This window comes from Prevotella phocaeensis, assembly GCF_900065875.1.
GTDB lineage: Bacteria > Bacteroidota > Bacteroidia > Bacteroidales > Bacteroidaceae > Prevotella > Prevotella phocaeensis.
In genome coordinates, this window is the sequence record NZ_LT160625.1 from 136,757 (window position 1) to 150,172 (window position 13,416).

At 45.7% G+C, this 13,416-nt stretch carries 11 protein-coding genes; 3 read left to right on the plus strand and 8 right to left on the minus strand.

The window, feature by feature from the left end; translation table 11 throughout:
- Positions 1–124: 124 nt before the first annotated feature.
- A complete protein-coding gene (mltG, locus tag BN3912_RS07215) occupies positions 125–1,171 on the minus strand; it encodes an endolytic transglycosylase MltG (protein ID WP_004370717.1) in 1,047 nt (348 codons plus the stop codon).
- An 85-nt stretch (positions 1,172–1,256) separates the two neighbouring features.
- On the opposite strand from mltG, the gene BN3912_RS07220 reads away from it, so the two are divergent.
- Positions 1,257–2,825 carry a 4-alpha-glucanotransferase gene (locus BN3912_RS07220; protein ID WP_023982918.1) on the plus strand — a complete coding sequence of 523 codons (1,569 nt, stop codon included), beginning with the start codon at positions 1,257–1,259 and terminating at the stop codon, positions 2,823–2,825.
- A gap of 4 nt (positions 2,826–2,829) precedes the next feature.
- A complete protein-coding gene (locus BN3912_RS07225) occupies positions 2,830–3,477 on the plus strand; it encodes an HAD family hydrolase (RefSeq protein WP_023982919.1) in 648 nt (215 codons plus the stop codon).
- A gap of 11 nt (positions 3,478–3,488) precedes the next feature.
- Here BN3912_RS07225 and BN3912_RS07230 read toward each other — a convergent pair whose 3' ends face one another.
- The 4 genes from BN3912_RS07230 to BN3912_RS07245 all read right to left on the minus strand — a co-directional run bounded on the left by BN3912_RS07230 (position 3,489) and on the right by BN3912_RS07245 (position 8,557).
- On the minus strand, positions 3,489–4,829 hold the full coding sequence (locus BN3912_RS07230) for a TolC family protein (protein ID WP_023982920.1): 1,341 nt from the start codon (positions 4,827–4,829) through the stop codon (positions 3,489–3,491).
- A gap of 170 nt (positions 4,830–4,999) precedes the next feature.
- Complete coding sequence (locus BN3912_RS07235; protein WP_023982921.1) at positions 5,000–5,602, minus strand: riboflavin synthase; 603 nt, start codon at positions 5,600–5,602, stop codon at positions 5,000–5,002.
- Positions 5,603–5,970: 368 nt separating this feature from the next.
- The gene (locus BN3912_RS07240) at positions 5,971–7,500 is read right to left on the minus strand and encodes a DUF438 domain-containing protein (protein ID WP_023982922.1); all 1,530 of its coding nucleotides are present in this window, start codon (positions 7,498–7,500) and stop codon (positions 5,971–5,973) included.
- 418 nt (positions 7,501–7,918) lie between these two features.
- Positions 7,919–8,557, minus strand: a complete 639-nt coding sequence (locus BN3912_RS07245) for an HD domain-containing protein (protein WP_023982923.1) — start codon at positions 8,555–8,557, stop codon at positions 7,919–7,921.
- Between the two features lie 242 nt (positions 8,558–8,799).
- Here BN3912_RS07245 and menA point away from each other — a divergent pair, with 242 nt between their 5' ends.
- Positions 8,800–9,705, plus strand: coding sequence for a 1,4-dihydroxy-2-naphthoate octaprenyltransferase (menA, locus tag BN3912_RS07250; protein WP_023982924.1), 906 nt, complete (start codon positions 8,800–8,802; stop codon positions 9,703–9,705).
- Positions 9,706–9,804: 99 nt separating this feature from the next.
- Here menA and BN3912_RS07255 read toward each other — a convergent pair whose 3' ends face one another.
- The 3 genes from BN3912_RS07255 to BN3912_RS07265 form a co-directional block, all read right to left on the minus strand.
- On the minus strand, positions 9,805–12,150 hold the full coding sequence (locus BN3912_RS07255; RefSeq protein WP_023982925.1) for a putative porin: 2,346 nt from the start codon (positions 12,148–12,150) through the stop codon (positions 9,805–9,807).
- Entirely contained in the window at positions 12,151–12,369 is a 219-nt protein-coding gene (locus BN3912_RS07260; RefSeq protein ID WP_036858843.1) for a hypothetical protein, read from the minus strand.
- A 66-nt stretch (positions 12,370–12,435) separates the two neighbouring features.
- Complete coding sequence (locus BN3912_RS07265; RefSeq protein WP_023982927.1) at positions 12,436–13,368, minus strand: DUF4468 domain-containing protein; 933 nt, start codon at positions 13,366–13,368, stop codon at positions 12,436–12,438.
- Positions 13,369–13,416 lie beyond the last annotated feature (48 nt).

The window sequence follows — 13,416 nt, forward strand, 5'->3', positions numbered from 1 at the left end:
GAGTATTGTCTGTTGCCTGCAGCATACACAAACTATATGCTTATATCTGTTATATACGGCAAACGTCGGTCATAGACCATACATCTATGACCGACGTTCGGTATATGTATTCTGCGCAGAGCTTTTATTTAATGCCCCTGTGATTGAGGGCTGCCGAGTATTTGGCGGCATTCTGCATGTGCTCTTCGTAGGTGCGGGCGAAGTTGTGCGTGCCGCTGAAGTCTTCTTTGGCGCACATATACAAGTTATCGTGGTGCTTCATATTGAGCACTGCATCAATGCCTGCTACCGACGGAATGCGTATCGGGCCGGGCGGTAAGCCCGTATTTTTATACGTGTTATACGGACTTTTAATGGCTAACAGGTTGTTGTAAATGCGGCGCAGACCGAACTTTTTCCATGCAAACTTGATGGTCGGATCGGCTTGCAGAGGCATGCCGTGGGGATATTCGGCATTGCGAAGCATCAGACGGTTGTAATACATGCCCGCTATCATGGGCTTCTCGGCGTTGTTGGCCGTTTCTTCGTCTACGATACTCGCAAGGGTTATTACCTGTATGGGCGATAAACTGAGCTGCTTAGCCTTGGCTCTGCGGTCGGCATTCCAAAAGGATTGGCTTTCTTTCTGCATGCGTTTCAGCAGATTGGTTACGCTGATGTTCCAATAAACGTCGTAAGTATTGGGAATAAACATGCAGGCTATGGTCGATGTGTCGTAGCCGAGGCTATTACAGGTTGTTTGGTTGGTGAGCTGACGCAGTATCTGGGTGCTGTCTGTCATGAGCTTTTTAGACAGTTCTGCAGCCAGTCTGTCGAGTGTACGTACCGAGGGTACGGTTAGTTTTATGGGTTCCTGCTGCCCGTTTTTCAGGTGCCTGAACACCTTGAAAGCCCCTTCGCCGCGCTTAATTGCATAACGTCCTGTGCGTATGTTATCGGCATATTTGCTATGTCGCGTAAGGGTAGAGAAAGCACACAAACCGTGTTTGGTAGCCACAGGTTCGAGTTTGATGTACACGGAGTCTATGGTATCGTCGCTATCCACATAAATGTAAGCCGTTTCTTGCTTGTCAGAAAAAGACGAGAAAAAGTAATAATAAACCACACCTGCTATGATAAACAGGCATACTGCCGCAGATATCAGATACTTCTTTCGTAATGTTGTTTTCATTTCTTTACTTTAAAAACGGTGCAAAGATACGAAAAAGTTGAGAGTAATGGCATAGATAGTACATTTAATTTTGTATTTTTGCGGTATGAAACTGAAGTTCAGCATGCATTATCGCACCGAGTGGGGGCAGTCGTTACACGTGGATATGACCTATATAAGCTCGGATGGCAGGCATACACGCTACAACTTGCCCATGCAGACACAAGACGGAGAGCTGTGGCAGGCAGAAACTGTCGTGATGGAATCGCGGCAACATCCGGTTACAGCGCTTGTCTATGCTTATCAGGTGGAAGACGGAACCGGCAAAGTGCTGCGCCGCGAGTGGAGTATCGTGCCCCGCAAGTATGCTTTCGACAGTACGATAGACTACATGTTTCCCGACTCTTGGCGCGATATTCCAGCGCAAAACCATCTTTATACGGCTGTTTACGCCCGTTCGGTGGGCATGATGTTCAAGACGGAAGTCGATCCGTTGCGCGTACCTCTGTATCGCAGAACCATTCTGTTGCGTGTTTCGGCGCCGCAACTGCAGCGGGGAGAGGTGCTTGCCGTGTGCGGTAATCATCCTGCCATGGGTAGTTGGAGCCCTTCGCGCTATGTCCGAATGATGCCGATCGGCGGGCACGATTGGCTTTTATCGATAAATGCCGACATGATGCGATTGCCTTTAGAATATAAATATGTGGTAGTTGATGAGCAAAGTAATGCCATCAGTCGGTGGGAGAACGGAGAAAATCGTACCACGGGCGATGTGTTCTTGAGCGACGGACAGGTGCTGGTGCTCTACGGAGAGGCACTCCGAGTGGAGGAAAGGGAATGGCGTATTGCCGCTGTTGCCGTTTCTGAACCGACCAAAATACTTGTCGATTGGGTACAACAGGTGGGAATAAAGTTGATAGACATGCAGCCCGTGGCTCGCAGAGGTATGAAGATGAAACCATCTTCGGTGCGTAGATTGCAGCAAATCGGTGCCTATGCCCGTGATAGAGGCGTATCGCTCATGGGACATATCGAGATAGATTTGAGTCGGGAGATGGCTCTAAGTCATATACGTAGCCGCGTTGCTCTGCTCGAGACTTGTTTCGACGTACTTTCTCTGCGCTTTCTTATGCCCGCAGATGCCGCGCTTCATGCCGATTATTGGGCTTATCTCGCTGCTGAAAGGACAGAGCAAATCATCGGCAGCACACGTATGTTTGTGGTAATTGAGGCAGATAATGGCGCCGGAATGCTGAAACCGGCGTTGAAAAGATTGCGGCCGGTGTATGTGGAATTGCAATCTGAACCCGAAAAAACGATATTCGAATTTTCGCATGTGGACGAATATCCGTACCGAAGTGTGGCTGTTGTTGCCGGCGGAACCACTGTTTCGCTTGCACGATGGTGGGAGGAAGATGTCGAGCGTGCACAACGTTACTTCGTTACTATATTGCATCGTAAAGGCAAAGCACCTCGTGCGTTGACGCCGGATATTGCCGAAGACGTGATAGCCCGCCATCTTTTCTGTCCTTCTATGGTGAGTGTGGTATCGATAACCGACCTTGCCGCTATGGACGAGAGCTTGATAAAACGACGGTTGACAGTAAGCGGTTTATCGAAAGCCGATAAACTTAACGATAAATTACAATTAATGATTAAGCGCAGCAGACGCTGAATGTATGGAATATAAAACGTATATTTTTGATCTCGACGGTACTTTACTCGATACTCTTCACGACCTTTGGGTGAGTTGCAACTATGCTTTACGCGAGAATGGCATGCCGGAGAGAACTCTTGATGAGGTAAGAAGATTTGTCGGGAACGGGGTGAAAAAGCTGATGGAACGGGCTATACCGCAGGGATTGGATAATCCTAAGTTCGATGTAACGTATGAAACGTTCCGCAAGTACTATCTGGTGCATAGCTTAGATACTACGAAACCCTATTCCGGAATACCCGAATTGCTGGCCAATTTAAAGAAACATGGCAAACATATTGCCGTGGTAAGCAACAAATTCTATGCTGCTACGCAGGAACTTTGCCGTCATTTCTTCGGCGATTATGTAGAGGTAGCGATAGGAGAACGTGAGAATATCCGTAAGAAACCAGCTCCCGATACCGTCGATGAGGCCATTCGTCAGCTCAAGGTAGACCGTGAAGAGGCGGTATATATAGGTGATAGTGATGTCGATGTGATGACAGCACGTAACAGTAATATGCCTTGTATCAGCGTACTTTGGGGATTTCGCGATCGTGACTTCCTGATGCAACACGAGGCAACCACCTTTGTAGCTGCCCCGAAAGAACTGATGTTGCCCGACGATTAGCCCTTTTGAGGCTAATCCAAATTGCCGTTTTTATAGAATTTCAGCATGTTTATGTTGAGAATTGCAAGGTACTTGCTCTGCAATTCGTTCTGTTTGGCGGTGAGCAATTGGTCTTTACCTTTCATAAGTTCCACGATATTTTTTAATCCGAGGCGGAACTGTTCGTTCAAAAGGTCATAACTGGTTTGCGCGCTTTCCGTGCTTATCCTCGCTGTCCGGAACTGACTCTGGTTGTTGTTGGCCTGTAACCAGTAGTTTTCGATAGTAGAATAAAGGGTAGTTTGCTTGTCTTTCAGGTCAAGGATATATGTCTGTTTCTGTATAATGGCCTTATTGACCGACGTCTTGGTCTGTCTTTGATCGAAAAGCGGTATGCTTACCGTTATTCCTCCCGATATGTCGAAGTTGTTTTTCAACTGTGTACCCCACTTTAAGTCATTCATAGAAGTGGTACTTGTACCGACTCCCGCGCTTAGACCGATGGTGGGCATGCGCAAGGCCTTGGCTATTTTTATGTTAATGTCGCTGCTTTGGATGCCGAGTTGGGCGTTCTGTATCTCCGGACGTAAGGATAGAGCCGCGTCGTACACCATTCCTACCGACGGTATATCCTGCAATGCCATGTCGTCGGTGATACTTTCGTCCATGATAACTTCAAATTCGTCGTCATCAGTTATTTGGAGTAATTGCTTCAACTGGCGCTTGTAATTCTTCAAGTTGCTCTCTGCCTGCACGATGTTGTACTCGTCTTGTGCACGTTGAGCGGTAAGCTGAGCCAAATCGGCCTTGCTCATTTTACCGACATTCAGCATAGATTGCCCGCGTTCTTCGTTCTTCTTACTCGTTTCGAGACTCGCTTTATTCACACCAATGGCCTCGTTCGAATAGAGTATTTGGACATATAGCTGCGCTATTTGTTCTATCAATTGCTTTGAAGCAGTGGCCGAATCCATGGCAGCTTGCTGTTCAGTGAGCTTATTCAGCTTAATCGTGTTGGTATTTCTGCCCCCATTCCATATCGTCCAGTTAGCGTTAATGCCGTAAGAACCGTTGTAATAAACCTTATCAACACTCGACTGTACGTACCCCTGACTACTTATACCGGTCTGAGGCCATGGACGATATGTTGCATTTTGGCTTGTAGAAAAGCTCAAGGAGGGCAATAAAGCGGCCTGACTTTGCCTGATATCTTCTACTGCAGACTGCTTCTGCAGCCTTGTTTTTTGTAACGAAATGTTGTTAGTTAGTGCATAGTCTATGCAATTTTTCAGTGTCCATTGCTTTGCCGAGGCAGGTCTGACGGCGATAAAAAGCGATATGCCGATGATACAAGTCGTCAACGATTTATTCATACCTTATATTATATAGTTACATAATTACGATATTCCGGTGCTTAGAGAGCATGTTATGCCGGACGAACGTTGTTTATTTCTTAGATACGATAAAGGAGTAAAAAGTTTACTTGCACGGGCAAATATTAACAAATGTTTGGAAAATAGCCGCTGTTTGCAGACTTCAAATCTTATCCCAATGCCTGCAAATGGGCGATATACTTGCCTAAAATATCGAATTCCAAATTAACTACGGAGCCTATCTCGATATCATGAAAGTTCGTGTGTTCGTGTGTATAAGGGATAATTGCCACCTTGAAGCTGTTTCGGGTGGGTTCGCATACGGTCAACGATACGCCGTTAACGGTGACAGAGCCCTTATCTACGGTGAAATAACCGCGCTTTGCCGCCTCTTTATCGAACGGATATTCGAACGTGAAGTATGTAGAACCATCGGCATCTTTCATGCCTATGCATGTTGCTGTGCAGTCTACATGCCCTTGGACGATATGACCGTCGAGCCTACCGTTCATAATCATAGAGCGTTCCACGTTCACCCGATCGCCCACTTTTAGCTTTCCGAGATTGGAACGTTCTAGAGTTTCTTGCATTGCCGTTACCGTATAAGTGTCTTTCTCTATAGCAACAACGGTAAGACATACGCCGTTGTGAGCGATACTTTGGTCGATTTTCAGCTCTTCAACGAACGAACATTTCAGACAGAAGTCGATATTACCCTCCACTTTGTCGATGGCAACCACGGTAGCCATTTCTTCTACTATTCCGCTAAACATAATCTTGCTTATTTTTATGTGTGAACTATTTTTGCCATGCCACCTAAAGAGTATGGCAAGATTTTTTACTTAAAAAGGCAGGACATAGTATCCTGCCTTTATAGAATATAAAAAGGGGCTGCCCGACGATGTGATGAAAACTCCTAATCATGTATGATTTGAGAGCCCTCCGCCTTTGTAATCCACCGGCATTTCTGCTTAGTTCCATCGGAATTTATGTGGCCCGCCATTAACAAAGGGAGACATCTCGGTTTTCAGAATTATTTGATGAGTATCCCGATCAAATCGAAACAACCCCCCATACCTTATCCTTTCAGTTGCAAAGTTAGTGCAATATATTCGAATAAGCAAATAAATCGGCCTGCTTTTTACTGTTTTTCTTCCTTACAGAGTTTATCTATTTCGCCGATAAGATGCTGCAACGGAATGTCCGAACGGTCGCTCATCATCTGGATGTCTGCCCTTGCAGCCATGATTTTTCCAAGCGGTGAGTTAAGCATCTTGAATTCCGGAGCGATTTCCGGCAGGCGTTTTTTGAGATTAGGATATTGTCTGAGCAAGTCTTTCAGCCGTGTCTTAGGCGTTATTTCGCTTACTGTTTCGCCGTCGTCTTCGGACTGTTCTTCCGCTGCAGACGGCTCTTCGGGCTGTTCACCGGCCCATGTGAGCAGGGTTTGCGAGCCTTCAAGCGAGCGAATATGAGTGCAGTCCTGCATCATTTCGAGCACTCCGCGAAACTTACCTTGCTTGTCTCTTACGGCTACATATACAATATAGATGAATAAATCGGGCTTATTGATCCAGAATTCGGCACGTTCTTGCTCGCCATTTCGCAGTTTATCGATAACTTCACGTACAACATGCGCACTTTTTCGCGGATGACAGTTCATTACTTCGCGTCCGATAACATTCTTACTGCGCGGGAATATGCGATGATCCGTATCCGAATAGAAGCACACGAGTTCGTTTTCGTCTACGAAAGAAATATCGATGGGCAGGTGTTGATAGATAAGATTAATCTGTTCGAGCGTAAGTTTACCCGTGGTAACATCCAATTTATCGCTGCCGCCCGCACTGTATCCGTACTTTGAAAGCAGGGCTTGAAGATCGGAGGCGAAACCTGCGCCGGTCATAGATGCCGGCTGCGGCTTGGCTGCAGGGGCAGAGTGTTTTACATTGAAGAAAGCGAAACCGATCTCCTGATCGCCATGTTTCATGTCTTCAAACTCCTCCTCGGATATCAAGGCCAGCGAGGTAGGGTAGAGAATGGCCTCCTCTTTCTCCATCAGGTCGCGGGCATAATCGATAAGTGTCTGCTGTTTAGCGATAAAATCTTCCTCTTTGTCTTCGGCAAGCAGGCGTTCTGCCGCCCGTATCTCATCGCGCACGATGTCGTCGAAGTTCCACATTGTGGTGGTAGGACGGGTAAAACCCTTGCGTTCGAGCATAGGATAGAGCTGATTTTGTTTGCGTTTGTAGTGGATGGGGTATCGGTTTATCTTGTCGTAAAGCTCGAGCCATTGGTTTTTGATCATAGGATATTGCACTAAATCTTCCACAGCCAGCAGCAGTTTTCGCATCTCATCATTCTCGCGATAGTAGTGCATGATGGGATGATCTGCGGGCAATTGCGGACGTGAATAGTCCATAATGCCGTCGAGAAGCTGCAATGTTTTACGCATATCTACACGCACACACTCGTCATCATCGGCTTCCATCATGTTCTGTTCTATATAAGCAATATGGTAAGGGCGTATGCTCCCCACTTTTTCAGCAAGCTCTTTTCGGGCTTCTTTGAGCGAAAGTTTGCCGGTTTCGTATTCCTCTTCTATCCGCAGAAGCTGCTCCATCTTGTCGAGTTCTATCTTCGGAAGATAGTTCTTCATTTTATTTTCCATCGTTACGTTGCTTTTATGATTTCGCTGCAAAGGTAGTTTTCTTGTATAAGAATGGCGGTAACAAATGTTACTCCGAGTAGTTAAATTATCAAAAAGGGTTGGTGTGTGGGCGAGAGAGCATGTGAGTAAGAATGCGGTTTGCAACCTATTAATTGCAAATGCATTATAAGAAGATTTCTTGGTGTGCCTGTTTAAAGATTTCAGATACGCTCTCTAACAAGTATAGGTGGCACATCTGTACGGCATAGACAATATGTCTGCAGTCTCTTTTTCTCCCTCCTAAAGAGAAAAATGTATTACGATAGGCGAATTGATAAGCCCGACAATGTTTCCTCTTTGCTATTATAAAAGAAGACTTTACTATCAATCATACTTCTTTCATTCCTCGTCTTTCATCCGAATAACAACCGCATGTTTGCTATTTTTCTTTCTCCTGTCGGTATAATCTATCGAAAGCAACTTTTAATTTCTTGTCGTCTGCAATGACTTCACGCAGCTGCCTTAATTTCTTTTCGTTAGGCGAATTGGGGATCCATAGGCGTATGTAGCCATTAACAGAGTATTTCTCGTTCATGTGTTTGCGGAACCTTTGCCATTGTTCTTCTGCCGTCTTTTCGGGATATTGCTCCAACCCGTATTCGACAGCACGGTGGAACACCTCCTCCAGATCGAGATCTCGGTCGGCTTCAGCTACTATCTTACCGTAGATATTGCGCGGTTGATGACTCGTAGATGCGCGGTGATCTTCCACAGCCTCGCGCATCATTCTGATTTGCTCGGTACTGAACCATCGTTTCAACCGTGCGTCTTGCGCCAGTATCTTGCCGCCCGTAATGTGGTGTATGGCTCGCGGACCGCTCATACCAATATCGTGATAGGCGGCTACGGTGTACGCCATATTGGCGTCGACACCCGTTATACGTGCCAAATCAAGGCTGTTTGCGATTACTCTCATTACGTGTTTAAGGCCGTGGGAAGCCCCGAATTCGGTATATTTCGGCAGTATGTTCTGCTCTATGAATTCCATTAAATCGAGTTTTACTTGAGGAGTAGGCATAAAAAAGAAATTTCTTATTTCTTGCAAATATAATCTTTTCTGTTTATATTTGCAAGAAATAGACTGTACGACCACCGTTTTTTTAAGATATTCTTGCACATTCAGTCGTGCACAGATGACCGTTTCTGCAGGAAGAAAAAGCACATGCGGAGGTAACAGGACGATGCCATGCAATAGCAACTTGACGCATGTCGCAGTGTTAGTGTATGGATTCGGAAGTTTAAGAACAAGAGAATAAAATCATGAAACATAACGTTGTAGAGCGAAATTCGCTGAAGGCATGGGTGCTGGCTGCACGCCCCAAGACGCTTGCAGGTGCGGCCGTACCTTTGATAATCGGCACGGCGCTGGCGCTGAAAGATGCCGACTGGGCCATCAGACCGGTGCCGGCAGTGCTCTGTTTTCTGTTTGCATTCATTATGCAAGTAGATGCAAATTTCATCAACGACTATTTTGATTGTCTTAAAGGTACCGACGACGATACACGTTTGGGCCCCCGAAGGGTGTGCGCACAAGGGTGGATTACGATCGGCAATATGAAACGGGGCATCGCCATTACCACTCTGTTGGCTTGTATCGTAGGGTTTCCGCTTATTTTATATGGCGGATTGGAGATGTTGCTCGTGGGTTTGTTGTGTGTACTTTTCTGCTTTCTTTATACTACATGGTTCAGCTATCTCGGTATGGGTGACGTGCTGGTGGTGATATTTTTCGGTATAGTGCCCGTAACGATTACTTATTACCTCGAAATGCCCGGCATACAGACTGTAATAACGCCAGAGGTAATTGTTGCATCGGTAGCCTGCGGATTGGTTATCGACACACTGTTGTTGGTAAACAACTATCGTGATATCGATACAGACCGCCGTGCCGGTAAGCGTACCATTGTGGTGCGAATGGGCTCAAGCATGGCTCGGATAGCTTATCTCGGTATGGGTTGGCTCGCTGTGTCGATGGGATGTGTGTTTTTGTTCTATGGCGATTGGGAGGCATTCGTACTGCCTATGGGGTATCTGTGGCTGCACACGAATACTTACCGGCACATGGTAAGGATTAATAAAGGTAAGGCTTTGAACCTTATACTCGGCGAAACGGCACGCAATATGTTCATCTACGGTCTGTTGGTGGCTGCGGGTGTATTGCTTTGATGCCATGTTTTTCTAAACCATCGGCTTTTAACTCTTGCTGAAAACGAATGAAACAAGAACTCTTTTCATTCCCTTTATTCTCGCCGAAGCCCTTAAATATTAATTAAAGAAATTCCAACTGACGCCGAAACGGAATATACGTTCGTTGAGCGGATAGTGGGGGACAAGGAAATATTCCTTGTTTCCGCTTCCGGCATTTACATGACTGTACATCACGAAAAAGCGCGTATGTTTGAGATGGAAGTTGGCATATACGTTGACAAGAGGATAATTGCCGACCTTTACACGGCTGTCTCCGCCGCTGGTGTCGGTATTTGTTTGTACGGCATATTGTCCTAACGCCGGACTGTAGTCGGGTGCATAATATTGGGTGAAGTAGCGTGCATCGGCGCCAAAGTCGCACTTCAGCACGTGTGCAATCTTAAAACGCAGATAAAGATTGGTGTAAATGTTGAGGTCGGGCACAGGCAATACGTTCTGATTAGATGATTTCTGATAAGTAATAACATTCTCCCAATTAAGAGGACCGAGTGTGAAATCTTGCGTCAGCTGTGCCGTAAACACCGTGATGGGTTCGCTTGTTTGTGCCACACTCATGGTGTTGTTCAGTCGATTGTAGCTGCTGTTGATGGTGTATCCCTGTTCGAAATATGCGTAATTCTTCAGTTCATCCACAGCTATACGTAGCTTTGTGCGCGTTTTGGTATAGCTAAAAGTGCCTTGAATACGCGAGTGTATGGTCTTATTCAGATCGTCATTATCCCACCAGAAGTGACGTGCATGGTAATGATGGTAGTAAAATGGCGGTGTTGTATTGTGGAAAAAGCCGCTCGCAGCCAACTGCACAGTGTCGCCAAATAGCGGAAAATTGAGATCGATATTACCGTCTATGCGTATATTTCCGGCATCCTTGCCTGTTACTCCGAACTCTCCGATTACGTTATAGTGTAGGGTGTGCCCTTGTGTTTTGCTGAGTTGGCCGCCTACGTATACGGCATGTTCGTTGTAGGTGGCCGTACCGGTATGATCAGGCAGGACGAAGTGGCGCAGCTCATGGCTCGCATAGGCTTTTAATCCGGCCTTTGCCCATTTGTTGAACCCTTCGAGCAACGATATTGCAAAGATATTTTTCAAGCGGAAATGACGTGTTTTATCGAAGATGGAATCGCCGCTGAGCGGTTCATCTACCACGTATGTGTTGGCGTAAAAGTCGGTTGGCGTGACATAGGCCTGATAGATACGGCGGTAATTATCGAGCGACATCGTATGTATGAAACTCGTTACGGGTACATACTCATTTTTTAGCCATGCTGTATCTTTGGCGGCTACTGCAGTTTGAGCGTTCAGACTGTCGGCCTGACTTTTACCGTTGATAGCGATACGTCCTTCCGGTTTCACTGTTACGGCAACTGGTTCGATGCCTGCTATCTTGGCATTATCCGGGCGACCTGATGGGGCTGTCAGTATTTTCTGTTCCTCTTTTTCATCGATTGTACGCCCTTCTTCGCGAGCAGTTTTACGTTTTTCTTCCAACGATTTGCGTGCCTCGTTCTCTTTTTTCGATTCGATGGCGAATTTACGTGCCTCGATTTCTTCCTCTGTCATGGGCACTTTACGGTTAAATCCCAAGCTATAACGGTGGGTAAGGAATATGTGTTGATTGTCGTTACGGTTCCAGTTCCTCGATAATACGGTGGGTATTTCGCTGGTAGCATAATTGTCATCGAAGCTTTCCGGGTGTGTAATATAGTTGTCGTTGGTTATTCCACCGTTCTCGGTAACCTTTTGATGGTTCGTTGAAAGCAGCAGATGAGCCTGATAGCGGTCGCCGATATATGAACCATACATAGTGTAATTGAAGTGTGCGGTACTCTGATTGGAGTAATAGCCGCGCCCGTAAAGATAGTCGAAGTTGAAGCCAACGCCTATTTTCTTGCCTGCATTCACACCGAACTTGGCTGTAAAATGATCTTCGCCATCGGTACGATTACCCGCAGTATTATAAGAAAGGTTGGTGAAAGGCGACAGGGTATTGGTGAAATGAAATTTGTCTACGGGTTTCAGGAAGAAATCGTATGGGGTGGTAAAGATGAATTCTTGCGGTTCCGGACGGTCGGCGTATATGCGGTTGATACGCGGTGCTCCCAAATTACCGGTAGTGTTGAACTCTCCTCGCATGCCTGTTGTGAATATAGAGTTCATATACATGTGGGGAATGGTATCAGGGACTGCCGGTGTAATGTCGCCGAAGTAACGATCGACAGTCCACACTTTAAGTCCCGTAGGAATTTCCTTATCTGTCCCTAAAGAATCAGTATTGTTTAATTTCTTCGAACCTGTAGTAATGTTTCCGTTTACGTCTATCTGGTTGAATTGATCGATTTGCGCAGATACGGAAGTACAGGTAGCGATAAAGAAAAATAGCGTTATCGGAAATCTGTTCATCTAACGAAAAAAACGTAGGCAGCTTTCGACGATCTTGAAGACCATAGCTGCGAGTATTACAATGGTGCCCGATGTATGGTCGGTGGCGAAATAAAGTACTAATCCTATAAGGGCACCGATGATGAATATGATGTTTAATATATTCCGAATGCGGAAAAAGCGATCTTCTTTAAGCTTTTCATCGCGACGGTGATACGGTATGAATTTATCTTCATTCATAGTCTGAAATGGAATGATGGGTGAATAATTCGGAATGCTGGCATGGTATACCGGCATTGTCGGCACTTATTGTAAGGCTCGAACGATATTTTCGAATATCTGATTTTTGCGGTCTATGGTCTTTCTGCGGAATTTGGCAGGGCCGTTGATCAGACCTGTTTGTTTCTTATTGAGTGCGTATTTATCCGTAATATAGTTTTCCGCACTGCTTTTGAGCTCACTCGGACGTCCCCTTTCGTAATCGTATGATATGCGATCGAGGGTAAGTTGAAGATGGTTGTCGGTACAAGTACCGATGATAGTGTAATTAAATAAGGTGCGATCAAGGGCAAGAAACGACTCTGAGAAGGTAAGCCATTCTGTATATTTTGCCACTATAATGCCCTTATCTTGGTTTACGAGCACGATTCGACTGGCTTGCTGTCCGTCTTCTTGCGCCATATTGTTGAGATAGGCGTAAACTATATCATAGATTTGTTGTGCATTTTTGCCCGGTACATCTATGTCGAGAGTGAACACGACTTTACCTTCAGCATTCTGAGGTACGGCACCTGTGAGGTATTTCGGATCGTGCTTCCAGTCCGTTTTGGTAGTCGTAGAATTGTTGGATGTGCGATTTGAAGCTGCCGTACCCTTGTCGGAAGACTGCGGCACAGTCCATCCGGCGTTGCCGTTTGTATTATTTGTCGACGGAGCAGTACTCAACTTTGTTTGCTTCTCGGCCTCTATTTTGTATTTTTCTGCTTCGGCTTTGTAACGTTCAGTTTCTGCCTTTGCTTTCTTTATCTCTTCGTTGATAGCAGCATTTTTAATATCTTCATTTTTTATTTTGGCTTTCTTGGCTGCAAGTTTGGCTTGTTTTTTGGCTTCCTTTACAGCTTGTTTGGCCGCTTCAGCCTCTTTTTTCGCCTTTTCGAGCTGCTCCTGTGGCGTCAATACCGATTGTGCATTACCGAAAAGTGGCATCAATAGCATTGCCGCTAAGATGAGTTTCTTCATATCTTATAGAGTTTTAAACGGTGTTGAGGGCAAAAGTAATAAAAATAT

What these genes read in the sequence shown, in the direction of transcription:
- BN3912_RS07235 (WP_023982921.1), bottom strand. Translation starts at nt 5,602, where the DNA reads ATGTTTAGCGGAATAGTAGAAGAAATGGCTACCGTGGTTGCCATCGAC.
- mltG (WP_004370717.1), bottom strand. Translation starts at nt 1,171, where the DNA reads ATGAAAACAACATTACGAAAGAAGTATCTGATATCTGCGGCAGTATGC.
- BN3912_RS07220 (WP_023982918.1), top strand. Translation starts at nt 1,257, where the DNA reads ATGAAACTGAAGTTCAGCATGCATTATCGCACCGAGTGGGGGCAGTCG.
- menA (WP_023982924.1), top strand. Translation starts at nt 8,800, where the DNA reads ATGAAACATAACGTTGTAGAGCGAAATTCGCTGAAGGCATGGGTGCTG.
- BN3912_RS07260 (WP_036858843.1), bottom strand. Translation starts at nt 12,369, where the DNA reads ATGAATGAAGATAAATTCATACCGTATCACCGTCGCGATGAAAAGCTT.
- BN3912_RS07230 (WP_023982920.1), bottom strand. Translation starts at nt 4,829, where the DNA reads ATGAATAAATCGTTGACGACTTGTATCATCGGCATATCGCTTTTTATC.
- BN3912_RS07265 (WP_023982927.1), bottom strand. Translation starts at nt 13,368, where the DNA reads ATGAAGAAACTCATCTTAGCGGCAATGCTATTGATGCCACTTTTCGGT.
- BN3912_RS07225 (WP_023982919.1), top strand. Translation starts at nt 2,830, where the DNA reads ATGGAATATAAAACGTATATTTTTGATCTCGACGGTACTTTACTCGAT.
- BN3912_RS07245 (WP_023982923.1), bottom strand. Translation starts at nt 8,557, where the DNA reads ATGCCTACTCCTCAAGTAAAACTCGATTTAATGGAATTCATAGAGCAG.
- BN3912_RS07255 (WP_023982925.1), bottom strand. Translation starts at nt 12,150, where the DNA reads ATGAACAGATTTCCGATAACGCTATTTTTCTTTATCGCTACCTGTACT.
- BN3912_RS07240 (WP_023982922.1), bottom strand. Translation starts at nt 7,500, where the DNA reads ATGGAAAATAAAATGAAGAACTATCTTCCGAAGATAGAACTCGACAAG.